This is a genomic window from Halomonas kalidii (genome assembly GCF_030010475.1).
GTDB lineage: Bacteria > Pseudomonadota > Gammaproteobacteria > Pseudomonadales > Halomonadaceae > Halomonas > Halomonas heilongjiangensis.
On record NZ_JASCQN010000054.1, the window covers coordinates 116,162 to 139,221 of the forward strand.

Below are 23,060 nucleotides of genomic sequence, written 5' to 3' on the forward strand. Positions count from 1 at the left end.
CAGGTAGTCGCTGGTCTGGTTCATGCTGGCGATCATGGCATCGAGCTGGCCGCATTACGCATCCTTTTCGACCCAGACCAGTCTGCCAGGCACTTCGCCGGATACTGCGACGAAAAGCCCCTGTCCGAAGGGTTATTTCCTTCTATCGGCGGTTCGCCGCAGGACTTTAGGCTCAAGTGGACACCGGCACTTCGGCCACCGGTGGCCCCAGCGCCGCCAGGCGGTCGCCACTCAGGACCGCGCCGAGCGACTCGCCCGGGGGCACGGCCTCGCCGGTGAGCTGTACCCGGGCCGGCCGCCCGCGTTCGTCCAGGCCCTGCACCCAGCCCAGCTCGCCGCCCTCGAACCGCACCAGGGAGCCGATCGGCAGCAGGCCGAAGTGCTGGATATAGCGCTTCACCCAGCGCTGGTCGAACTGCCCAGGGTGGCTCAGCAGGTGGCGGTAGACATCCGCCACCCGCCAGGCAGGGCGATCCGGCCGGTCGCGGCGCATCGCCTCGACCGCATCGACGACCATGGCCAGGCGCGTCAGTTCGTGGAGCCGTTCGCCGGCCAGGCCATGGGGGTAGCCGCTGCCGTCGAGACGCTCGTTGATGCGTTCGACCACGGCTTCCACCACCCCCTTGGCGAGCCAGTGGCACTGCTCGAGCCGTGGCCGCAGCAGGGCCACATGGACATGCAGCGCCGCCCGCTGGTCGGCATCGAGCCGGGTCGCCTCGAGCAGCCGCTTCGACAGCAGCGCCTTGCCCAGGTCATGCACCATGGCGCAGGCCACCAGGGCCTTGCACACGTCACGGGGCATGCCGCCGACGGCCGCCAGGTCGAGCAGGTGCACCGCCACCGCGAGGCCATGGCGCACCAGTGCCGGCTCGCGCCGCATGCAACGGGTGGCGAACAGCACCCCCTCGCGATCCTCCTCGTGCAGCGCCAGCAGGCGGTCGGCATGGCGCGACAACTGCACCGCATCCAGCGAACGCTCCTGCTGCAGCTCGAGGAGCTGGGCATCCAGATAGCCGGCTACCCGGGCGAGTCGCCTGGCCATGGGCGTGGCGTAGGCCTGCACATTGCGCCGCCCCACCGGCGGCGAGCCCGCGGGCTCGGTCTGGAACAGCAGCGACGGCAGCAGCGAGACATCCGCCTCGTTGGACTGGCGCGCCGCCTCCCGTTCGATCTCGCGCACGAAGAACCACAACTGGCGCTCCTGCTCGCCGTTGGGCGCGACGAACTGGAAGCCGGCGCGCACCGCCTGGCGCTCGGTATCGACCACGTGGTGGCGAGGGCTGGCCCGGATCGCCAGGCGGCTGCCGTTGGGGAAACAGAGCTCGATCTCCAGCGGCAGGGGCGACGCCAGCCGGCTCGCCGCCCCGAGGGGCAGCTCGAGCTGGCAGCCTTCCAGCGACAGGTCCTTGAGATCGCCCTGGACCGACGCCTCCTTCTCGTCCCCCCGCACGATGGCCCCCACCTCCATGCCCAGCCGCAGCTTGGCGCGGAAGGATTCACGACGCTGCAGCACCTCCAGGGCCAGGGGGTAGGGGCTGGTGCAGAGCATCCGCCCCCCGGCCTCATGGCACTCGCTCATCGCCAGCGGCGGGGTGCGCAGCATCTTGCCCCTGGCCTGGCCGAGCAGGCGAAACGCCGCGCCGCGCCCGAGCTCGCCGGCGACCTCGCGGATGGCGCTGATGTCGAGCAGCAGGTGCCCCCCCGGCTGCTGCTCCGCGACCAGCACCGGCAGCGGCTTGCCGTCCGGCGACTCGAGCTGCAGGGAGGCACCGCCCGGCTCGCTCAGCGCCTCGAGCAGCGACTCGATCTCCGATGGGCTCTCCACCCGGGTATAGCCTTCCTGCGGTCGTGTCATCCCAGCCTCGTGTCCGTCCGATGATGCGCGCCCCCGACACGGGGAGCCCTGCCCTGTCGGGCTATCGGCCAGGCCAGGACGAACTTTAGTTCGAGGTGAGCCGCCGAGGCCCCGCTCAGGCCGGCAGGCGTGCTCTGAGGAAGGCCTCGAGCCTGTCGAGCGGCATTGGACGGGCCAGCAGGAAGCCCTGGAAGATGTCGCAGCCGTAGTCGGCCAGCCGCTGGTGCTGTGCCGCCGTCTCGATGCCCTCGGCCACCACCGCCAGCCCCAGGTGATGGGCCATGGAGATGATGCCCTGGACGATGGCGGCGTCATGGGCACTGAGGGTCACCTCGTTGATGAAGCTGCGGTCGATCTTGACCTTGCCGATGGGCAGGTGCTTCAGGTAGCTCAGGCTGGAGTAGCCGGTACCGAAGTCGTCGATGGAGACGCCGATCCGCAGGCTCCTCAGGGCATGCAGGATGTCGATCGCCGCCTCGGTATCGTCCATCAGGATGCCCTCGGTGAGCTCGAGCTCGAGCTGCTCGGGGGGCAACCCGGTCCGTTGCAGGGTATGCCGCAGGGTGGCGAGGAAGCTGGCTCGGTGGAACTGCAGTGGCGACAGGTTGACCGCCACCCGCACCTGACCCAGCCCCCTGGCGGCCAGGGCCTGCATGTCGCGACAGGCGCGCTCCAGCACCCACTCGCTGATCGGCATGATCTGGCCGGTGGACTCGGCCAGCGGGATGAAGCGAGCCGGCGAGACATAGCCCTTCACCGGGTGGTTCCAGCGCAGCAGCGCCTCGACCCCGGCCAGCCGGTCGCCGCGACCGATCAGCGGCTGGTAGTGCAGTTCGAACTGGCCGCCGTCGATGGCCTCCTGCAGGTCGTTGCGCAGCGCCACGCGCTCGCCGACCTTCTCGGTGATCTCGCGGGTGAACCACTGGTAGGCGTTGCGCCCCTGCTGCTTGGCCTTGTACATGGCCATGTCGGCCTGCTGGATCAGCTCCTGGGGCTGTGCCGTGTCGTCCCGACTGACGGCGATCCCCACGCTGCACGTCAGGTAGTGCTCGTGCCCGTCGACGCAGTAGGGGCGCGCGACCATCGGCAGCAATCGCTCGGCCACCTCCATGGCCTGCTCCTCGTGGTGCAGATCGGGGAGCAGGATCACGAATTCGTCGCCGCCCAGCCGCGCCAGGGTATCGCCGGGGCGCACCGCATCGGCCAGGCGGCGCGCCACCTCCATCAACACCCGGTCACCCACCGCATGGCCCAGGCTGTCGTTGATCGGCTTGAAGTCGTCCAGGTCGACGAACAACACCGCTAACTGGTGGCCGTGGCGTCGCGCCAGGGCGAAGTCGTGGGCCAGGCGATCCTCGAACAGCGCCCGGTTGGCCAGGCCGGTCAGGGCATCATGGCTGGCATGGTAGGCCAGCCGCGCTTCGTAGGCCTTGTGCTCGGAGATGTCGTGCAGCACGCCGACGAAATGGGTCACCCGGCCCTCGCCGTCGCGTACCGGCGAGATGAAGGCATCGTTCCAGAAGGGGGTGCCGTCCTTGCGGTAGTTGCGCAGGGTGACCAGCACCTTGCGCTGCTCGGCCAGGTGGCGACGAATCATCGCCACGGCCTCGGGGTCGGTCTCCTCGCCCTGCATGAAGCGGCAGTTGCGGCCGAGAATCTCGTCCTCCCGGTAGCCGGTCATCTTCATGAAGGTGGCGTTGGCGTAGACGATCGGCATGTCCGGCTGGCGGGCATCGGCGATCACCACGCCGTTGACGCTGGCCTCCACGCCGCGCTGCAGGGTGCGCAGCCGGGCCTCCTGCCGGCGGCGCTCGGTGATGTCCTTGGCGATGCCGTAGACGCCGCGCACCCGCCCGTCGACGACGATCGGCAGGTTGAGCAGGTCGAGTGCCCGGCGCTCCCCGTCGCGGTTCAGGATATCCAGCTCGTAGTGACGGCTCTCGCCCCGGCATGCCGCCTCGAAATAGCCCTGGATGCGCGGCAGGTCGTCGGCCACCACGAAGGCGGCGAAGTGGGCGCCCAGCATCTCCTCGACGGCGTAGCCGGTGACCGTGCTGCAAGTGGCGTTGGCGCTGACGAAATGGCCCTCGAGATCCAGCGAGAAGACCGCGTCCGGGTTGTAGGCGAACAACGAGCGGTAGCGCTGCTCGCTCTCCCGCAGCGAATGCCTGACGCGGTGACGCTCCACCGCCAGCGCCACCAGCCCGACCGCCTTGCCGATCAGCGTCGCCTCCTGCTCCGAGGGCCCGCCGGGCTCGCGGCAGTAGAGCGCGACGGTGCCGAGCGTGGTGCCGTCGCTGGCCACCACCGACCAGCAAGCCCCCCGCCAGCGGCGGCGCAAGGAGCGGCCCACCGCCGGGGGAGGCGGTGTCGCCCCCGCCGCTCCCGACCAGGCCATGGTGCACGAGGGTGTAGAGGGCCAGGGCCATCAGCCCACCGCCGGCCAGCCACCGCACCCGAGTCCAGCCCTGCACCGCCGCCAGCAGGCCGATGCCGCAGAGCAGGATCGAGGCAGCCACGCTCGGCACCAGCAACAAGCGCAGGGGATAGTGCATGACCCCCAGGGCCCCTGCCAGCAGCGCGGCCGAGCCCATCAACACGAAGGTGGCCGCCACCATCAACAGCAGGGTATCCAGAGCGAGATCCCGGGTCTTGAACGGCATGAACGACGAGACTCCCTGCGATCCGATCGAACGAGGCTGACACGGGCGATCGGGGTCTTACACCCGAGCTAGCGACGATGTTGCGGGCGAACGCCGCACAATGCCAGCTCTCCATTAGACTATCGGCATAAATAGGGGGTGCTTGAACCGGGCTGCGCGCCGCTGGCGTCAGGCGAGCGGCCGGATGGACTCGAAGCGCCCCTCCGCGGAGAAGGTCAGGCGGAAGGTGCCGTGCACCCCGTCGCGGGTCACCACCCGGCGCAGCGCCTCGGCGGGAAAGAGCACCCGCCGGCCGTCCAGGCTGCGGGTATGCAGCTGTCCCACCCGCCCCTCGTAGTGGGCCAGGCAGGCGTCGTGGGAGAGTTCGATCACCACATCGATGGTGGGCATGGCGTACGGACGTTCCGCTCTCGAGTCACGGCTCCTCCCGTTCGAACGCCATCACTTGGCGCCCTCATGCAGGCTGCTTCGAATATTTCTTCCAGAGTTTTTTCAACCCATTCATATCACAATTTTCTTTTACTCGAAAAACACCAGCAGTTTCCACGCGCTCGATAGTTTCCAGAAACTCTAGAACCACATGGTACTGCGACCGATTCCAGAAATCATGAATAAATATTCTTGCCCGCCCAGGATCCGAATGCTTGGAAACAATATGCTCAATGGCTGCAAGCGTACAAGCAACACGGAACCTGCCATCTACGAGAATCAAGTCAAAAATATCTTGATGCTGATGAATCGACAAGCTGTAGCTGGGGAATTTATCAGCGCACTCCATTGACACCGGAAAACCCCACTCCCTGGTCTCTCCAATATCGACAGCATCAACTTGACACTTCTCCCCAAGCCTGCTCTTTAATGAAAAAACCCACTTATTATCGCTCTCAACACCCTTGACACTCAAGCCCTGCTTGACCGCCCATACAGTAGACCCCCCCGAACCAAACTCGAAGTAGTGTTCTGCCGCACAAAGCTCCGCCTTGAAGAGCTGCTTCTCAGCACTCGACATAAAAGGCTCATCTGGGACAGGAACAGATTTGTTTCGTGCATTTGCGTTAGCCACCCCCCACCAGCCCAATTTCAAGCCGAGCTTGTCACCCAGAACATCGGGGGCATCCGCATCAGAAATATCTATTTCAACGAAATTCGGGTCGTCTTTAAAGAACTCCCTTACCCGACCAATATGTTCTTCTATCCAATACAAGATTTCAGAGTCACCCCCTACGCCTTTAGGCAGCCGCGGCGCCTCACTCTTGAGAATACGCGACTGCAAATCCCTCCATCTAGTAATACTAGAGACTGTATCTTTTGGCTCCCTCCAGTTCAGCACGAACAGACAGTCAGGATGTTTCTCCTTGATTTTTTTTATGACATGGAAATCCAGATTAGGCCAACAATCAACTCCTTGATCCGGAAGACAGACGTCCGCCTGAGTTACAGCCTCATAGCGCGCCAGATAATACCAGGGATCATCATGATCTTCCAAACCTCGATACATCAGCTCCCCGACATATCCTTCTTCCACTTTCCAGTGAGCGGAAGAGTATCCTGTTTTTTCCAGCGCCTTCTGAATAGTCGATGTGCCTGACTTGGGGAACCCAACGACAAAGACTTTTCGCTTCTCCTTCCTCACGGACAGCTCGGATTCCTCTTCCTTACCAACGCCATCGACCACGCCATGATCAGCAAGATATTTCTTGGCCAACCCCCTATTATCCCTGGACAGTAACGAATACGCTATATCCTTGATTCCAAATACCGCATGCAACAGGAACGCGAGCTTTATCCGCTGTGCCTCCTGCATGTTATCAATACGCTCGAGGCTCGGCAGGAACAGCGCATCTGCACTCATCAACTCCGTCGCCTGCCGCTTTTCTGCCGGCACGCTATCCGGTAAGTGGCTACGGTAGTGCAGGTTATTGAAGCAATAGAAACGGAAGCCATGCTGGCTCGCCCATTCGATAACCTTGCCTAGCTCGGGCTGGTTGGCATATACAGGGTTGAATCTGACGCCTGCCTGCAGCACCAGGGTATCCTTCAAGGCTTCAGTACCGTGCTTCAGGATCCCCAGGCTGTCGTGGGCATCGTCCAGCACCAGCAGATCGATACTTGGCAGCCCCTCGATGCCATCGAGGGCCACACTGGGAATCTGCTCTTGCCTGGCATTCCCTTCCGTCCCACTCGAAGAGTGCAGACTGGTGGGCTTTTCTCCACTGCGCCTGTAGAGCGTAACCGGCTGGCCATCCCCAAGCGTAACATCCGGGAAGTGCTGGATTTCTCCACGCTGGGCCAGGTGGTGCACCCCAGCCAGTGTGTTGCATGGATCGAAGCTCAACAGCGCAAGCCGGCCGCTGGCGAGCAGCTCACCAACATCGTCACGGCTCGCCAGTCCGGCACCGTTATCCATGGCAACGACCGGGCTCTCCAGTTGCCAGTCGAAGCCATCACTGAACAGCGTCATGGCCAGTTTGACCGGTGCGTCCTCACCGGCGAACCGGGCCGCCCCACTCTTGCTGAAGGTCAGCGCCTCGGGGGCCTTGCCTTCGCAGTGGCGCTGCCAGATGGCACGCAGGGCCGTGGTCAGGTGATTGGCAAAACGAGGGCCGTTACAGATCGGGGAATCCATCAGGATGGTACGCAAGGAAGCTCTGATTACTGCCAGGCTTGGCAAATCATTGACCAGTTCCCTTGACCGCTTGCGGAAGTCTTCCCAGCTATCGGTGACCAGCTCGGGAAGCCCGGCATTGACCAAGTGTGTCGCACTATGGCGGCCGGCGAATGTGGGGCCCACCCGGGTCACTACCGGCACCCCCATCATCAGGGCCTCGCAGGTGGTCAGGCCCCCGGAGTAGGGCCAGGTATCCAGAGCAATATCGATGCGCTGGTAGGTAGCCATAAATTCTCGATGCTGAGCAGGCCCTTCCAGAATCAGGCGATCGCTACTTATTCCGTGCTCGGAAAGAGTGCCGAAAACTTTACTTCGATAACGCTCGCTCTCGAACTGGACCCCTCTTAGCAACAGCTTGCTACCCGGGATCTCATGAAGGAGTACGGCCCACTCTGCCAACATCGGCGGCGATAGCTTGGCAGGGTTGTTCAAGCAGCCGAAGGTGACATAGCCATTCTTCAGTGCAGGCAGAGTCTTAACATCTGGGGCATGCTCTGGAATATGGTAGCAGATATAATCATCGGGAAGCCGGATCAATTTCTCGGTATAATAATCGTCGATACCTTCTGGGGTTTCGATGGCGTCACTGATAAGGTAATCGAAACAGCTTATCCCGGTAGTATTGATCAGACTCCCTACCCACTTGACGATCAGCGGAGCAGGTTCACGAGTCAAGGTATCGTAACGCGATCCCTCACCGGCACCGTTCATATCGATCAGGATATCGATACCGTCATCACGTATCTTCTGTTCCAGCTGACTATCGCTCAATCCTTCGATTACCTGCCAGCGGTGTACCACCTGCCGAATATCATGAGTCAGTTTGTCGGCCAGTTGGTTAGTGCTGTAAGCAATTATTTCGAACTGTTCTGAAGAGAGGTGTTGTAGTGCCGGAAGTAGCATCTGCCCCACCGGGTGCATTCTGAAACCGCCGGATAGCAAGCCAATACGCAGCTTCTTCGCTGGCTCCTTCAACGTATTGGCGCGGCCCGAGGGAGATGGTTTGGCAAAGCGTTTATCCCACTCAAGTCCCTTGGCGAAGATATCCTTGGCACTATATTCCGGATTATAGTGTGCCGCCATCAGGAGGTTCGAATGCACCTGGCCATTCGTGGGGTCTAACTCTAGCTCCTTCGCAAAATGTGCCTCGGCTTTCTTATAGTTACCCTCCTTGACATGGAGGGCCGCGATATGGTTTTGCACCCCAGTGTGCTTCGGGTTGACTGCTGACAGTCGCTCCAGGGTCTCCAGGGCATCATCATGGTGCTTGAGCTGATCGAGGATGCGCGCTCTCCACAGCAGTACCTCTTCATGACGGGCATCCAGCGCCAGGGCACGGTCATTGACCTCAAGGGCCTTACGGTTATTGCCCAGTTGATGATAGGCCCGGCTTAACCATACCAGTGCTGTCAAGTGGGATGGCTTGGCCTCGACGATCTCCTCCAGGGCCGCCACCGCTGCCGCGGCCCTCCCTGCCAGCATCTGGTACTGGGCCAGCTTCAGCCGTTGGGCGGCACCAGGCTTCTCCACCAGTTCCACCACCCTTGCCATGGCATCACCGGCATCGGCAAATCGCTCTAGCCGCCCCAGCACATTGGCTTGAAGCTCTCTGGCCTGAGCCGATCGAGGAAAGCCTTGTACCATGGCCTCGGCCAACCGCAGCGCTCGAGGGTAATCCCCCCCTTGAAACGCCATGTCGAAGGTGCTGAGTTGAGCGGCCGGTAAGGGATTCCCGGCCTCGGGCGCGCGCGTGGTGGAGCGTCGACGGGCATTTTTCTTGGCCATGGCAAGGGCACCTTGACAGTCGGATACGATGATAACTGCCAAGGATAGCGATTCTTGCCGAGGGGGGATGGTGGCAAATAGCCTCTCACTACCCGCCTTTTCTCCACTTAGCCTAGCCACCCGCGCCCACGACGAAGCGAGGCTGGCCAATGGGCCAGCCTCGAGGCAAGGACTGCGCGGCGCAATACTTGCTGTCAAGCGGTTGGGTCTTAGCCCAGCAGGGAGAGCACGCTCTGCGGGGTCTGGTTGGCCTGGGCCAGCATCGAAGTACCCGCCTGCTGCAGGATATTCGCGCGGGTCATATTGGAGACCTCCACCGCGTAGTCGGCATCCTCGATGCGAGAACGGGCCTCGGTCAGGTTGGTGATATTGGTGGACAGGTTCTCGATCACCGAATCGAAGCGGTTCAGGGTCGCACCCAGGGTCGCCCGGTTATCATCGATATCCTGCAGGGCCGTATCGACGGAATCGATGGCAGCCTGAGCACTTGCAAAGCTAGTGACATCCAGTGCATCCACACCCAGTGCTGCTGCTTGTGCATCGACAGTAGCGACCGAAATATCGTCGACACCGCCAGTAGTGTTAGCACCCACCTGAATGTTCAGCGTTGCAACACCATTCAGCAGGTCTGTGCCGTTGAAGGTGGTCGCGCCGGCCACACGATCGATCTCTGCGACACGCTCATCGATCTCGAGCTGGATGGAAGCCCGATCTTCGGCAGAGTTGGTATCGTTGGCCGCCTGCACCGCCAGTTCACGGATACGCTGCAGGTTGTCGCTGATCTGGTTCAGGCCGCCTTCCATGGTCTGCGTAAGGGAGATGCCGTCGTTGGCATTACGCTGCGCCTGGCTCATGCCGGTGATCTGGGCGCTCATGCGGTTGGCGATGGCCTGGCCGGCGGCGTCGTCGGCGGCGCTGTTGATACGCAGACCGGAGGAGAGACGCTCCTGGGCCTGGGCCAGCATGGACTGGGAGGACTTCAGGTTGTTCTGGCCGATCAGGGCGGTGATGTTGGTGTTGATCACGGACATGGTGATTTCCTTCTTGCGTTGAGGGCTCCATTGGCGGGCCCACTGAACCTTTGGTTTCCTGGCCCAGCATCTCGGGCCTGCCTCAACGGCGCCGTTGGCCGTTACCCTAGTTAACGGCCAGGCCGGGCAGGACTTTAGGGGGAAGATGAATTTTTTCGTATCCCCCAGAGACGACACCCAGCCCGGTACAGCCCCCGCTGACACCCAGCGCATTACCTGCGCTCCAATACGAAAGCGGGCCCGAACAGTCGGGCCCGCGTATGGGAAATCGCTCGGGAAGGACTACGAATCGTTCTGGAAATTCAGTGCACTGAGTTGTTCCGAGAGATAGGCACTGATGGAGTTCATCTGGGCCAGCATGGCATCCAACTGACCGAACTGCTGGCGGTAACGCTCGACGGTACGCTCGACACGCAATTCGGTGCGATCGAAGCGATCCTCGAGCCGCTCCACTCGCCCTTCGGAACTGTCGATGGAACGCTTGAGAATTCCCTCGCTATCCAGTACCTGATCCAGGGTCGCCTCCAGGCGTCCGGCCATACCGGCCTCATCGCTATCGCCGGCGAAGAAGTCGGCCAGAGCCTGGGGATTGGTGGCGATCGCCTCATCGAGCCTGGTCTCGTCGAGCTCCAGGCGCCCCTCGGGGGTCAACGAGATGCCCAGTTGGGAGAAAAGCTCGATATCCCCCCCCTCCACCAGGCCGCCAAGATCACGACTAAGACGCGACTCGATGGTGCGCACGGCGCGATCGCCGACCAACTCGCCGGCGGTCTCCGGGTCACCGGTCACCGCCGTCATCCGCCCGATGGTGGATTTCATCTCGTTATAGGCAGAAACGAACTCGCCGACGGCCTCCTTGAGGGACTCACTGTCCTGCTCGACCACCACCGTGGCCGTTTTGCCTTCGGCACTGGCATCCAATGCGAGGGTCACCCCCTGTATGGCATCTTCCACGGTATTGGACGTGCTGGTGATCTCGATACCATTGATATTCAGCAAGGCATCGCGTCCCGCCTGGTGGGTGGCAGCATCCTCATCCAGGGTGACGCCGCCACTCAGACCGGTAAAGGCCATATTGGTGATGCCGGCATCTGCACCGCTCTCCTTGGAACTCAGTACCAGGCGGTTCCCGCTGCCATCATTGATGATGGAGGCCGTCACCCCGGCGTCCGGATCATCGTTGATGGTATCGCGAATATCCGCCAGGGTAGCGTCTTGAGCCAGTGCCACGCTGTGGGTTGAGCCATCGCCGAAGGTAAGGTCGATGCTGGCACCGGCGTCGGTCAGGGGATCGTCGAGGTTATCGACCCGGGTACTGGCCAGGCTTCCCGACTTGGCGGCATGAGTGACGCTGACCTCATAGCGCCCGGCCACCGCGTCCTCTCCTGCGGTAGCGCCGACACCATCGCCCAGCACCTCTGTGGTCAAGCTATTGAAGAAGGAGGCATCGTTAAGCTTGCTTACCGCGTCCTGAAACTTGTCCAGCCCGGTCTGCAGGCGTCCATAGGCCGAGATCCTGGCCTGCTCCTGAGTTCGCTGCTCGACAATCGGCTGCAGCTTCTGGCGTTCGGCATCGCGCAGCTGGTCGAGCAGGCCACCGAGATCGAGGCCGGAACCTACTCCGAGAGCGGAAATACTTGCCATATATTCGCTTCCTTGAACGGCTGTTCGTAAACCAAGGTTACCTACTCTATCGGCCTCTTCCGAGGCAACTTTAGGGAAACGCTGCACAAATGTCTGCGCGGGAAAATCGCGGCGTGGCACGGTGCGCAGAACCCTCGCCTATACCGCATATGATGCCGCCTTGCACTGTCGGGTGAATTTTCCTCCTCACCCTCTGGTACTCGGCTGCTTTGCAGCGGACTTTAGCGGAAACGAAAACTTTCAGGCCATCTCGGGCTCGTCGGACGCTGACGGGGGGCGAAGTCGTCCGGCGCTAGATCGGCCGCCTTGCCTACGACGTTAGGATGCAGGGCTCACTCCCTGCCGGCGGCGTCCTGCCACGCCACCAGAGTCCTCAGCCACCGCCGCTCGAACCCGGCGGCATCGACCGGGCGCCCGGTGAGGTAGCCCTGGATCAGGTCGATGTCGAAGCGGGCCAGCGCCAGGCGCTGGGCCTCGGTCTCCACGCCCTCGGCGACCACGCTCAGGCCCAGCTCTCGGGCCATGCCGCCGACCGCGGCGACGATGGCCCCGCTGCGGCGCGTCTCGCCCAGCCCCTGGATGAAGCTGCGATCGATCTTGAGGATGCTCACTGGCAGCTCGTGCAGGTAGCTCAGCGACGAGTAGCCGGTACCGAAGTCGTCGATGGCCACGTGGCCGGAGATGGCGCCCAGGCCCTCGAGGGTCTCCAGCGCCTGCTCGCCGCGCTCCATCAGGGTGCTCTCGGTGAGCTCGAAGCCGAGCAGGTGGCCCGGCAGGTCGTGGGCCGCCAGCTGCGTGCGGACTCCCTCCACCAGGCCGGGCTGCATGAACTGCTGGGCGGCCAGGTTGATCGCCACCGGCACCGGCGAAAGCCCCGCGCGGCGCCAGTCGGCCAGTTGGCGGCACACCCGCGCCAGCACCCAGTCGCCCAGCGGCACGATGAGCCCCGAGCGCTCGGCCAGGGGGATGAACTCGCTCGGCGGGACGACGCCGAACTCGGGGTGGGTCCAGCGTAGCAGCGCCTCGGCGGAGTGCAGCCCGCCGCCGTCGTGGTCGACCAGGGGTTGGTAGTGCATCTCGAGCCCCACGCCGCTCTCCACGGTGTTGCGCAGAGCGGTCTCCAGCGCCAGCTGCTGGTGATGCTGGACATGCATCTCGGCCTGGTAGAGCCGATAGGTGTTGCGCCCCTGCTGCTTGGCACGGTGCATGGCGGCGTCGGCGTTGCGCACCAGGTCCTCGGGAGTGGCGCCGTCGTCCGGATAGAGGCTGATGCCCAGGCTGCAGCCGACCCGGAACTCGCCCCCACCCAGTTCGAAGGGCTCGCTGACCGCCTCGATCAGCCGCCGCGCCACCCGGGCGACCTCGTCCGGCCCATCGAGCTCGGGCAGCAGCACGAGGAACTCGTCGCCGCCCAGGCGGGCCAGGGTGTCGTCCTCGCGCAGGCGGTGGTGCAGCCGCTCCGCGACCCTGAGCAGCAGCTCGTCGCCCACGGCATGGCCGAGGGTGTCGTTGACCCGCTTGAAGTGATCCAGGTCGATGAAGATCACCGCCAGGCACTGGTCCTGGCGATGGGCGTGGCGAATCGCCAACTCGAGGCGGTCCTCCAGCAGACGGCGGTTGGGCAGGCCGGTGAGGGCGTCATAGTAGGCCAGCTGGCGCACCCGCTTCTCGTTCTCGCGGAGCTGGGTGATGTCGGTGAACAGCCCCACATAGCGACGGGTCACGCCCTGGTCGTCGGTGATGGCGGTGATGGTCAGCTGCTCCAGGTAGAGCTGGCCATCCTTGCGCCGGTTCCAGATCTCGCCGCGCCAGTAGCCGTCGGCCTGCAGCGCCTGCCACATGCCTTGGTAGAAGGCGGCGTCTTGCCGGCCGGAGGAGAGCACCCGCGGGGTGCGGCCGACGACCTCCTCCAGGCGGTAGCCGGTGAGGCGGGTGAAGGCGGGGTTGACGAACTCGATGCGCGTCTCGGCATCGGTGATGACGATCCCCTCCTGCGAGGCGTCGAGGATCCGCTCGGCGAGCTGCAGGTGCTGGCGCGATTCGCAGAGCGCCAGGTCGCGCGCGTGGATCAACTGCTTCTGCTCGTCCACCGTGAGCCGCGGCCGGCTGGCCCGCTCGCCGATCGGGGTGTTGCCGGGTTCCTGGCTCATGTCTCTCCCTGCGTGGGGTGTCGCATTCCCGGGGAAACGACCGGTTGCACCGAGTGTAGCGCCTGGGCGCCCGCCCGGCGACGTCGCCGCCCTCGCAGCCCGGCCGCCCGGCAGTCAATCGGCCAAACCGGGCAAAGCTTGATGCCACGCGACCCGGGGCGGGATTAAAGATGCCGCGCCAACGGCCGATAGCCAGGGGACCAAGAATAAACGCGATCCCCGGATGGCTGACCCGAAGGAGAGGACGCAACGATGACCCGCATGGAGACCTTCCCCACGACATCGGACTCGGATGTCGTCGACAGGCTCGCCCTCGCCCTGACCCGGCTGGAAGAGCGCGACGCGACCCTGCTGCACGCCGAGGCGAGCGAACGCAGCATCGCCTGCCGGCTGGCCTGCCACCTGCAGCCGCTGTTCCCCGACTGGGACGTCGACTGCGAGTTCAACTGCTGGGTCGACCCCAGCCAGCGCAAGGGTCACCTGGTGGTCGCCACCACCAGCGATGCCACCGAGGCGCGCACCATCTTTCCCGACCTGCTGATCCATCGCCGCCACCACGACGAACGCCTGGCGGTGATCGAGCTGCACAAGAGCACCCAGCTCCGTTCCCGCCACCGGGAACTGAAGAAACTGCACCATTGCCAGGCCCGGCTCGGCTGCCGGCATGCCCTGCTCCTCGAGATCGGCGTGGGCGAGGCCCGCGGCAGCCATCGCCTGGAGGCGTTGTCGGCGGGCACCGGCATTAAAGCCCCGGCCCGGCGTGCCGATACTCTCGCATGACTGTGACTCGTGACTGTCACGCGTGACGGAATCTACCAGGGACGCCGCGGCCGGCACCGGCGCGGTCTATCACGACAGCAAGCACCATAAAGAAGGAAGCCGGCCATGAGCTCACCGCTGACCGATGCGACATTCGCCCCCTCGACCTCACCCTTCAACGACCTGACGCCGCGCCAGCAGGTCGAGAGGGTACTCGCCAACCTGCCCGCCGCCGGGGGCGCCCTGGCCCAGGCCGAGAGCAGCAGCGTGGCGCTGGGCAGGGGCGAACTGGTCGAGCCCATCCAGCGCATCAACGAGGTGATGCGTCACTACGGGGTGCAGTTCGAGCTGGGTGAGTACGCATCACGGGTGGTGACCCGCATCGTCGATCGCGAGAGCGGCGAGGTGATCCGCCAGATTCCCGCCGAGGAGGTACTGAAGATCGCCGAGCGGCTGGAAGAGGTGCAAGGGCGCCTGATCGATCTGGAAGCGTGACGCGGTATCGGCCCGAGTGTATTTCCGTCGCGAGCGATGAGAGGCAGGCCGCCGCCGGAGCGCAACAACCGGAGTTGACAGTTTGCTCAATGAGGATTGTGAGTACCGCCGGCGGCCTGGATATCGAGCGCAGCAGGAAAGACTACACCTGCATGTTCATCACGTCCTTGTACGCCGTCACCAGGCGGTTACGCACCTGGACCCCCATCTGGAAGGCCACGCTGGCCTTCTGCATGTCGACCATCAGGTCGTTGAGCTCGACACCGGGGTCGCCGGCCTGGAAGGCCTCGGCCTTGGCCGCCGAGGCCTGCTGCAGGCGATTGATGCGCTGGATCGAGGCCTGCAGCTCGCCGGCGAAGCCGCCTGCCCCCACCGCCGTGGCCACCTGCTGGCCCTTGGGCGACTGGCCGGCGGCCTGGGTCGCCAGCGACTGCATCTGGGTCAGTGCCGACTGAATCGCGGGTGAGCTCATGGAAGACCCTCGCCTGTGACGGTAATCAAGAACGGTAATGGAAAAGCAGTGCTGCCAAGGCTACCAGCCCCGTCGGGGTGACCATGCGCCCAATTGGACACGAAAAACGGGGCTTTTCCGCGATTCGCGCTCGACGCTGCCACGGATAATGGCGTCCATCAGAGTTCCGCCTGTACACCGAGGCGGCCAACCGCGATGAACGGATGCAGGACATGCCTTCTTCTTCAATGACCGTGGTACCCGGAATCCACCGCAGCGCCCCCGTGAGGTGGTGCGCATGAGCAATGGTGCCTCGGCCACCGGCACTCAGGATGCCTCCCGGCAACGGGACACCCCTCGCCAGGCGGGCCTCGAGCGCCTGATGGCCCAGATGCGCGGCAATCCGCTGATTCCGCTGCTGATCGTCGGTGCCGCCTCGATCGCCATCGTGGTGGCGCTGCTGATGTGGGCGCGCAGCCCCGAGTACCGGGTGCTCTACAGCAACCTCGGCGAGGCCGATGGCGGCCGCATCATCAGCGAGCTCGACAGCCGCGGCGTTCCCTACCGCTTCAGCGAGGGCGGCCAGGCGCTGCTGGTGCCCGGCGACCAGGTCCACGGCCTGCGCCTGCAGCTGGCCGAGCAGGGCCTGCCGCGGGGCGGCAATGTCGGCTTCGAGCTGATGGACGGCCAGGCCTTCGGCATCAGCCAGTTCGCCGAACAGGTCAACTTCCAGCGTGGCCTGGAGGGCGAGCTGGCACGCTCCATGGAGTCCCTGGGGCCGGTGGAGCGCGCCCGGGTGCACCTGGCCCTGGCCAAGCAGTCGGTGTTCGTGCGCGACCGGGAGCCGGCCAAGGCCTCGGTGATCCTCACCCTCCACGCGGGCCGTCTGCTCGGCGACGGCCAGGTCAACGCCATCGTACACATGGTCTCGAGCAGCGTGCCGGAACTGGCCGCCGAGGACGTCACGGTGGTCGACCAGAGCGGTCGCCTGCTGTCGATGCACAGCGCCAACGGCCGCGACCTGGACGGTACCCAGCTCGACTACATCGACGAGGTCGAGCGCTCCTACCAGCGGCGCATCGAGAACATCCTGGTGCCGCTCCTCGGCCGCGACAACGTGCGCGCCCAGGTGGCGGCCCAGATCGACTTCTCCCGTCGCGAGGAGACCTCGGAGCGCTACGGCCCCAATCAGCCCCCCAACGAAGCCGCCGTGCGCAGCCGCCAGTCGAGCCTCTCCTACAACGGCGGCGACGATCTGGCCCAGGGCATTCCCGGCGCGCTGAGCAACACCCCGCCCGGCACGGCGCCCTCGCCTATCGAGCTGCCCGAGGGCGAAGAGGGTGAAGAGGGCGACGAGGACGAGGAAAACGGGTCGCAGGCCCTAAACAACCTGCGCCAGGACGACGTCACCAACTACGAAGTCGATCGCAGCGTGGCCCATGTGCAGCACCGTCTAGGCCAGGTGAAACGGCTGTCGGCCGCGGTGGTGGTCAACTTCCGCGACGACGTCGACGAGAACGGTGCGCCGACCCGCGTGGCCCTCGCCCCCGAGGAGATCGCCCAGATCGAGCGGCTGGTGCGCCAGGCCATGGGCTTCTCGGCGGCCCGCGGCGACGCGATCGAGGTGGTCAACAGCCCGTTCAGCCGCGTCGACGAGCGCGAGGACGCCCCGCAGTGGTGGCAATCGCCGCAGGTCCACCAGATCGCACTCACCCTGGGCCGCTACCTGCTGGTGGCGCTGGCCGCCCTGCTGCTCTACCTGCTGATCCTGCGCCCGCTGATCAAGCGCCACACCCAGGCACCGGCGGCCCTGCCGCAGCCGGGCCCCACCCTGCGGGCCCAGGTCGGCGACGGCGACGAACCGAGCCCCATGGCCGCGGAGAGCGAGGAGGAGCAGACCTACCCGTCGCCGCGCCGGCGCAAGCGCAAGTCCTCGGCCTATGAACAGAACCTCAGCGACCTGCGCGAGATGGCCCACGAGGACCCGCGCATGGTCGCCATGATCGTTCGCAGCTGGATGACCAAGCATGACTAAGGCCCAGACACTCAGCGGCGCTCGACGCAGCGCCATCCTGCTGCTGGCCCTCGACGAGGACAGCGCGGCGGAGGTGTTCAAGTACCTCTCGGCCGGCGAGATCCAGCAGATCAGCGCCGAGATGGCGCGCCTCGACCAGGTCTCCCACGAGGAGATGCAGCAGGTGCTCGCGGAATTCCATCAGGAGACCGAGGAGTTCATCGCGCTGAACCTCAACTCCAGCGACCACATCCGTTCGGTGCTGACCAAGGCGCTGGGCAGCGAGCGCGCCTCGAGCCTGATCGAGGACATCCTCGAGACCTCCGGCGCCAGCTCCGGCATCGACGCGCTCAACCTGATGGAAGCCCCGCTGGTGACCGAGCTGATCCGCGACGAGCACCCGCAGATCATCGCCACGGTGCTGATCCACCTGGAGCGCCACCAGGCCGCCGCCGTGCTCGAGCTGTTCGACGACAAGCTGCGCAACGACGTGGTGCTGCGTATCGCCACCTTCAGCGGCGTGCAGCCGGCGGCCCTGCAGGAGCTCACCGAGGTGCTCTCGGGGATGCTCGACGGCCAGAATCTCAAGCGCAGCAAGATGGGCGGCGTGAGGACGGCGGCGGAGATCCTCAACCTGATGAACTCCAGCCAGGAGGAGACCGTCATCGAGACGGTGCGCGCCCACAACGAGGACCTGGCGCAGAAGATCATCGACGAGATGTTCCTGTTCGAGAACCTGCTCGACCTGGACGACCGCAGCATCCAGCTGGTGCTCAAGGAGATCGACACCAACTCCCTGGTGGTCGCCCTCAAGGGGGCCCCCGAGGCGCTCATGGACAAGTTCCTGCGCAACATGTCCCAGCGCGCCGCCGACCTGGTGCGCGAGGACATGGAGGCACGCGGGCCGATCCGCGTCTCCCAGGTGGAAGCCGAACAGAAGGCGATCCTGCAGGTCGTGCGGCGCCTCGCCGACACCGGCGAGATCGTGCTGAGCGGCGGGGACGACACCTATGTCTGATGCGAACCGTTCCACTGACCGCCAGCCGCTGCGGGACAACGAGGTTCCCTGGCGCCGCTGGCAGATGGGTGAGCTGGTCGGTCGGCACGAGGAAGCCCCCGCGGACGACGGCCCCTCGCCGGGCGAGACCGCCCGGCGCAAGGCGGCCTTCCAGCGCCAGGCCGAGCTGCGCGCCCTGCGCGAACGGGTGAGCCAGGAGGCCCGCGAACAGGGCCACCACGAAGGCTTCGCGGCCGGGCACGCCGAGGGCCTGGCCCAGGGCCTGGCCGAAGGCCGCGAGCAGGCTCGCCTGGCGTTCGAGCGCGAGACCCGCGAGACCCTGGCCCCGCTGCTGCCGCTGGCCGAGCAGTTCGGCGAGGCCCTGGCGCGGCTCGACGAGGAGGTCGCCGGCGAACTGGTCGAACTGGCGCTGGCCACCGGTCGCCAGCTCGCCGGCGAGGCGCTCAAGGCCCGCCCGCGCCAGGTACTGGAGATCGTCCGCGCCCTGCTGCACACCGAACCGGCCATGACCGGCAAGCCGCGCCTGTGGCTGCACCCGCTGGACCACCGGCTGGTCGAGGAACACCTCGGCCACGAGCTCGAGGCGGCCGGCTGGACGCTCCAGCCCGATGACCAGCTCAGCCGCGGCGGCTGCCGCGTCACCAGCGCCAGCGGCGAGCTCGACGCCACCTGGGAGAGCCGCTGGCAGGCCGTCAAGGGCCAGGTACGGCGGCGCCGGCCCGCCGACGGCGACGGGCCCCCCCGGTGAGCGCCCCGGCCCCGGCCAACCCGCACCATCGGCGTTGGCAGCAGTCGCTGCAGCGGGTGCGTGCACGCGTCGAACGGGTACCGCCCTTCCGCGCCAGCGGCCGGGTGGTGCGCGCCACCGGCATGGTGATCGAGGCCATCGGCCTGCAGGCGCCGCTGGGCAGCGCCTGCCGCATCGAGCTGCCGGCCCCCTATCGCCACGAGGCGACACGCCATGCCGAGGCCCAGGTGGTCGGCTTCGCCGGCGAGAAGCTGTTCCTGATGCCGCTGGCCGAGATCACCGGCCTGCTGCCTGGCGCCCGGGTCTTCCCGCTGGGCGAGGAGGGGGGCAACGGCGCCCGCCGCTTCCCGCTCGGCGAGGCCCTGCTCGGTCGCGTGGTCGACGGCAACGGCGAGCCGCTCGACGGCCGGGGCCCGCTCGACGAGGTGCCCCGCGCCACCCTGCAGACCCCGCCGCTCAACCCCCTCTCCCGGGCGCCCATCGAGGGTCAGATCGACGTCGGCATCCGCGCCATCAACGCCCTGCTCAGCGTCGGCCGCGGCCAGCGCATGGGGCTGTTCGCCGGCTCCGGTGTCGGCAAGTCGGTGCTGCTCGGCATGATGGCCCGCTTCACCCGGGCCGACGTCATCGTGGTGGGGTTGATCGGCGAGCGTGGTCGCGAGGTGCAGGACTTCATCGACAACATCCTCGGCGAGGAGGGGCGCCGGCGCGCCGTGGTGGTCGCCGCCCCCGCCGACACCTCGCCGCTGCAGCGGCTGCAGGGCGCCGCCTACGCCACGCGGCTGGCGGAAGGCTTCCGCGACGAGGGCCGCGACGTGCTGCTGATCATGGACTCGCTGACCCGCTACGCCATGGCCCAGCGCGAGATCGCCCTGGCCATCGGCGAGCCGCCGGCCACCAAGGGCTACCCGCCCTCGGTGTTCGCCAAGCTGCCGAGCCTGGTGGAGCGGGCCGGCAACGCCGCGCGCGGCGGCGGCTCGATCACCGCCTTCTACACCGTGCTGACCGAAGGCGACGACCAGCAGGACCCCATCGCCGACTCCGCCCGGGCGATCCTCGATGGCCATATCGTGCTCTCGCGGGAACTCGCCGAGGCCGGGCACTACCCGGCCATCGACATCGAGGCCTCGATCAGTCGTGCCATGACCGCCATCGTCGACGACGGCCAGTTGCAGCTGGCGCAGCGTTTCAAGCGCCTGTTCTCCCGTTACCAGCGCAACCGCGACCTGATCAGCGTCGGTGCCTACAGCCCCGGACACGACCCGCAGCTGGACGAGGCCGTCCAGCGCTACCCGGAGCTGGAAGCCTTCCTGCAACAGCACATCGATGACAGCGCCCCCCTGGCGGCATCGCACCAGGGGCTGGCCAGCGTACTCGGAGGGACACGATGAGATCCGCATCCACGCCGCTCGAGACCCTGGTCGACCTGGCCCGGGACGCCCGCGACCAGGCCGGCCAGGCACTCGCCGGCGAACGCGCCAGCGAACGCCAGGTAGCGGGCCAGCTGGAGTCGCTGGGCCGCTACCGGCTGGAGTACGCCCAGCGCCTGCAGCAGGCCATGGGCGAGGGCATCGACCCGGCCACCATGCGCAACTACCAACAGTTCCTGGACTCCCTGGACGACGCCCTGGCCCGCGCCCGCCAGGCGCTGGCCGCCCAGCAGCAGCGCGTCGGCCGCAGCCAGGCCCAGTGGCAGCAGGAGCAGCGCAAGCTCTCCTCCTACGACACCCTGGTCTCCCGCCGGGCGATGCAGCAGAGCCTGCAGGAGCAGCGCCGGGAGCTGCGCACCAGCGACGACCTGGTCAACGGCCGTTTGGTCCGCGAACGCTACGCCTCGAGCGAACCCTGATTCCGCCGGAGAACCGACATGGACATTCAGCTGTTACTCGCGTCTACCCCGGGCCAGGGCTCGGCTGCCGCCGGCACGCCGCGCCCCGGCGCACCGGCCGGATTCTCCCTGGCGCTGGCCCAGGCCGGCCGGTCGGCTGCCCCCGGCACCGCCCCGGGGGATCACCCCGCCGGCACCGGACAGCGCCTGCCGCTCGAGCTCGCGGCCGGCCTCACCCGGGGCAGCCGGGAAGTGATGATGCAGGCCCTGGGCGAGGGCGAACCGGTGGAAGGCGGCGACGCCCGCCTGGCCGAGATCGCCGAGCGCCTGGCGCTGATCGAGGGGGCGGGCCGGGCCGACACGCCGGTGCCGGCCGACGCCCCGACCGGGCTGGCGCTAGACGCCGAGGCGCTCGCTGCCCGGATCGACACCACCGAGGTCGCGCCGGAGGCGCTGCCCGGCGACCTGCCCGACGAGCCCCTGCCCGACGCCGAGGCCTGGCCGGCCCTGGCCATGGCCGGCCAAGTCCCGCCGGGCGCCTCGGGGCGCGACGCCCAGGCCCCCGCAGTGAATGCCGGGCGCGCCCGACCGGTGGGGATCGAGCTGGCGGCGAGCGGAACGCCGGCCGATCGCGGAGCCCCCAGCCCCCTGGACACCCTTCGTGCCGCGGGCGAGGCGCGGCCCGCCGCCCAGCCCGCCGAGCCGCTGCCCGCCGCACTGCCCACCGCACCAGCCACCCGGGGCGATACCCCGCCGGCGGCCGTCGATGCCCGCGGCGAGGGCTTCGCCGCCCTGTTGCAGGGCCAGCCGGCCGGCGCGACCAGCGTCGCCACACCGACTGCCACCCAGGCCACCCTGCCGGCACCGCTCGCCAGCCCGGCCTGGCCCCAGCAATTCACCCAGCAGGTCGGCCAGCAACTGGTGATGCTCGGCCAGCGCGGTGGCGAACAGCGCATCGAGCTGCACCTCAACCCCGCCGAACTGGGCCCGCTGACGGTCTCGCTGAAGGTGAGCGAACAGGCCGCCCAGGCCCAGTTCCTCTCGGCCCATGCCCCGGTCAGGAGCGCCGTGGAGCAGGCGATCCCCCAGCTGCGCGAGGCCCTGGCCGAGCAGGGCATCAGCCTCGGCGAGGCCTCGGTGGGCGAACAGCCGCGTGACGAAGCGCCGCGCGACTTCGCCGGCCGTGGCTCGGCCGGCGGCGGTGTCGCCGGTGAGCCCGGCGACGAGCTCGATGGCCACGGGGCTTCAGCCACGACGGCCGCGGCCGATATCGCTCTCGACGGCCGGGTGGACCTCTACGCCTGAGCCGGTGCCTCGGGTAGCGTCCCGACCCGGCCGCTGCAAAAAGCCAAGATAGGCCCTTTCCCGGGGCCTGTTCGTTTCATGGTGCATCGGCCCGGGACCGCATACTGGGCAGACTGGCACCACAACACTCTGGATAGGTAAGGCAATGGCGACATCGAAGGGTGGCTCCAGAAAGCTGCTGTGGCTCATGGTGATCCTGGTGGTCCTCTCCTCCTCCGCCGCGGCGGCGGCGATCTATCTGGTGCTCGGCCAGCGCAATACCACCGAGCCGGCGGCGGCCCAGGCCGAGGTCGTGCCGGAGCGACGTGTGCCGATCTTCGTCAAGATCGACCCCTTCACGGTCAACCTGGCCGACGATGCCTACGGCTCGCGCCTGCTCTATGCCGGGCTCTCGCTGAAGGTGGGTGACGAGGAGACCCGGGAGATTCTCGAGGCTCACATGCCCCAGGTGCGAAGCCGCCTGCTGATGATGTTCTCCGGCCAGCAGGCCAGCGAGCTGACCGGCGCGTCAAGCAAGCAACGCCTCGGCGATCAGGTGCTGGCGGTGCTGGATCCGCCGATGACCGATCACCAGCCCGAACTGGTGATCGAAGACGTGCTCTTTACCGAGTTCATCGTGCAATAACCCTCGGGGAACCGATCCTTC

17 protein-coding genes are annotated in these 23,060 nt (G+C 66.2%); 9 read left to right on the plus strand and 8 right to left on the minus strand.

All coding sequences use genetic code 11. The features are described from left to right. Positions 1–172: 172 nt before the first annotated feature. From QLQ85_RS21070 to QLQ85_RS21100, 7 genes are all read right to left on the minus strand, one after another. Complete coding sequence (locus QLQ85_RS21070) at positions 173–1,855, minus strand: HD domain-containing phosphohydrolase (RefSeq protein WP_282740799.1); 1,683 nt, start codon at positions 1,853–1,855, stop codon at positions 173–175. A 115-nt stretch (positions 1,856–1,970) separates the two neighbouring features. After that, positions 1,971–4,196, minus strand: a complete 2,226-nt coding sequence (locus tag QLQ85_RS21075; RefSeq protein ID WP_282740800.1) for a sensor domain-containing protein — start codon at positions 4,194–4,196, stop codon at positions 1,971–1,973. Positions 4,197–4,686: 490 nt separating this feature from the next. Further along, complete coding sequence (locus QLQ85_RS21080; protein ID WP_282740801.1) at positions 4,687–4,908, minus strand: DUF2835 domain-containing protein; 222 nt, start codon at positions 4,906–4,908, stop codon at positions 4,687–4,689. Positions 4,909–4,972: 64 nt separating this feature from the next. After that, positions 4,973–8,971: an O-linked N-acetylglucosamine transferase family protein gene (locus QLQ85_RS21085; protein WP_282740802.1), complete on the minus strand. Its 3,999-nt coding sequence runs from the start codon at positions 8,969–8,971 to the stop codon at positions 4,973–4,975. Positions 8,972–9,180: 209 nt separating this feature from the next. Continuing rightward, positions 9,181–10,002: a flagellin N-terminal helical domain-containing protein gene (locus QLQ85_RS21090; protein WP_282740803.1), complete on the minus strand. Its 822-nt coding sequence runs from the start codon at positions 10,000–10,002 to the stop codon at positions 9,181–9,183. A 282-nt stretch (positions 10,003–10,284) separates the two neighbouring features. After that, complete coding sequence (gene fliD, locus QLQ85_RS21095; RefSeq protein ID WP_282740804.1) at positions 10,285–11,766, minus strand: flagellar filament capping protein FliD; 1,482 nt, start codon at positions 11,764–11,766, stop codon at positions 10,285–10,287. A gap of 212 nt (positions 11,767–11,978) precedes the next feature. Next, positions 11,979–13,796, minus strand: coding sequence for an EAL domain-containing protein (locus QLQ85_RS21100; protein WP_282740805.1), 1,818 nt, complete (start codon positions 13,794–13,796; stop codon positions 11,979–11,981). 252 nt (positions 13,797–14,048) lie between these two features. Here QLQ85_RS21100 and QLQ85_RS21105 point away from each other — a divergent pair, with 252 nt between their 5' ends. Together QLQ85_RS21105 and QLQ85_RS21110 are read left to right on the plus strand one after the other, a co-directional pair. After that, on the plus strand, positions 14,049–14,576 hold the full coding sequence (locus tag QLQ85_RS21105; protein WP_282740806.1) for a hypothetical protein: 528 nt from the start codon (positions 14,049–14,051) through the stop codon (positions 14,574–14,576). A gap of 105 nt (positions 14,577–14,681) precedes the next feature. Then, positions 14,682–15,050 (plus strand): flagellar protein FlaG, encoded by a 369-nt coding sequence (locus tag QLQ85_RS21110; RefSeq protein WP_282740807.1) that lies wholly within the window; start codon positions 14,682–14,684, stop codon positions 15,048–15,050. A 142-nt stretch (positions 15,051–15,192) separates the two neighbouring features. Here the strand turns inward: QLQ85_RS21110 and fliE are convergent, their stop codons facing one another. Next, entirely contained in the window at positions 15,193–15,522 is a 330-nt protein-coding gene (gene fliE / locus QLQ85_RS21115; RefSeq protein WP_282722609.1) for a flagellar hook-basal body complex protein FliE, read from the minus strand. Between the two features lie 277 nt (positions 15,523–15,799). Here fliE and fliF point away from each other — a divergent pair, with 277 nt between their 5' ends. The 7 genes from fliF (at position 15,800) to fliL (ending at position 23,039) form a co-directional block, all read left to right on the plus strand. Further along, positions 15,800–17,536 (plus strand): flagellar basal-body MS-ring/collar protein FliF, encoded by a 1,737-nt coding sequence (gene fliF / locus QLQ85_RS21120; RefSeq protein ID WP_282740808.1) that lies wholly within the window; start codon positions 15,800–15,802, stop codon positions 17,534–17,536. Continuing rightward, positions 17,529–18,533, plus strand: a complete 1,005-nt coding sequence (fliG, locus tag QLQ85_RS21125; protein WP_102627939.1) for a flagellar motor switch protein FliG — start codon at positions 17,529–17,531, stop codon at positions 18,531–18,533. Before fliF ends, fliG begins: the two co-directional genes overlap by 8 nt. Further along, positions 18,526–19,281, plus strand: coding sequence for a flagellar assembly protein FliH (locus QLQ85_RS21130; protein WP_282740809.1), 756 nt, complete (start codon positions 18,526–18,528; stop codon positions 19,279–19,281). Before fliG ends, QLQ85_RS21130 begins: the two co-directional genes overlap by 8 nt. Further along, positions 19,278–20,672 carry a flagellar protein export ATPase FliI gene (fliI, locus tag QLQ85_RS21135; RefSeq protein ID WP_282740810.1) on the plus strand — a complete coding sequence of 465 codons (1,395 nt, stop codon included), beginning with the start codon at positions 19,278–19,280 and terminating at the stop codon, positions 20,670–20,672. The genes QLQ85_RS21130 and fliI overlap by 4 nt, the downstream gene beginning before the upstream one ends. Further along, positions 20,669–21,130, plus strand: a complete 462-nt coding sequence (fliJ, locus tag QLQ85_RS21140; protein ID WP_282740811.1) for a flagellar export protein FliJ — start codon at positions 20,669–20,671, stop codon at positions 21,128–21,130. Before fliI ends, fliJ begins: the two co-directional genes overlap by 4 nt. Positions 21,131–21,148: 18 nt before the next feature. Beyond that, positions 21,149–22,414 carry a flagellar hook-length control protein FliK gene (locus QLQ85_RS21145; protein ID WP_282740812.1) on the plus strand — a complete coding sequence of 422 codons (1,266 nt, stop codon included), beginning with the start codon at positions 21,149–21,151 and terminating at the stop codon, positions 22,412–22,414. A 145-nt stretch (positions 22,415–22,559) separates the two neighbouring features. Further along, the gene (gene fliL / locus QLQ85_RS21150; protein ID WP_282722602.1) at positions 22,560–23,039 is read left to right on the plus strand and encodes a flagellar basal body-associated protein FliL; all 480 of its coding nucleotides are present in this window, start codon (positions 22,560–22,562) and stop codon (positions 23,037–23,039) included. Positions 23,040–23,060: the final 21 nt, after the last annotated feature.

What these genes read in the sequence shown, in the direction of transcription:
- QLQ85_RS21100 (WP_282740805.1), bottom strand. Translation starts at nt 13,796, where the DNA reads ATGAGCCAGGAACCCGGCAACACCCCGATCGGCGAGCGGGCCAGCCGG.
- QLQ85_RS21130 (WP_282740809.1), top strand. Translation starts at nt 18,526, where the DNA reads ATGTCTGATGCGAACCGTTCCACTGACCGCCAGCCGCTGCGGGACAAC.
- fliF (WP_282740808.1), top strand. Translation starts at nt 15,800, where the DNA reads ATGAGCAATGGTGCCTCGGCCACCGGCACTCAGGATGCCTCCCGGCAA.
- QLQ85_RS21105 (WP_282740806.1), top strand. Translation starts at nt 14,049, where the DNA reads ATGACCCGCATGGAGACCTTCCCCACGACATCGGACTCGGATGTCGTC.
- fliG (WP_102627939.1), top strand. Translation starts at nt 17,529, where the DNA reads ATGACTAAGGCCCAGACACTCAGCGGCGCTCGACGCAGCGCCATCCTG.
- QLQ85_RS21110 (WP_282740807.1), top strand. Translation starts at nt 14,682, where the DNA reads ATGAGCTCACCGCTGACCGATGCGACATTCGCCCCCTCGACCTCACCC.
- fliJ (WP_282740811.1), top strand. Translation starts at nt 20,669, where the DNA reads ATGAGATCCGCATCCACGCCGCTCGAGACCCTGGTCGACCTGGCCCGG.
- QLQ85_RS21145 (WP_282740812.1), top strand. Translation starts at nt 21,149, where the DNA reads ATGGACATTCAGCTGTTACTCGCGTCTACCCCGGGCCAGGGCTCGGCT.
- QLQ85_RS21090 (WP_282740803.1), bottom strand. Translation starts at nt 10,002, where the DNA reads ATGTCCGTGATCAACACCAACATCACCGCCCTGATCGGCCAGAACAAC.
- fliE (WP_282722609.1), bottom strand. Translation starts at nt 15,522, where the DNA reads ATGAGCTCACCCGCGATTCAGTCGGCACTGACCCAGATGCAGTCGCTG.
- fliL (WP_282722602.1), top strand. Translation starts at nt 22,560, where the DNA reads ATGGCGACATCGAAGGGTGGCTCCAGAAAGCTGCTGTGGCTCATGGTG.
- QLQ85_RS21070 (WP_282740799.1), bottom strand. Translation starts at nt 1,855, where the DNA reads ATGACACGACCGCAGGAAGGCTATACCCGGGTGGAGAGCCCATCGGAG.
- QLQ85_RS21085 (WP_282740802.1), bottom strand. Translation starts at nt 8,971, where the DNA reads ATGGCCAAGAAAAATGCCCGTCGACGCTCCACCACGCGCGCGCCCGAG.
- QLQ85_RS21080 (WP_282740801.1), bottom strand. Translation starts at nt 4,908, where the DNA reads ATGCCCACCATCGATGTGGTGATCGAACTCTCCCACGACGCCTGCCTG.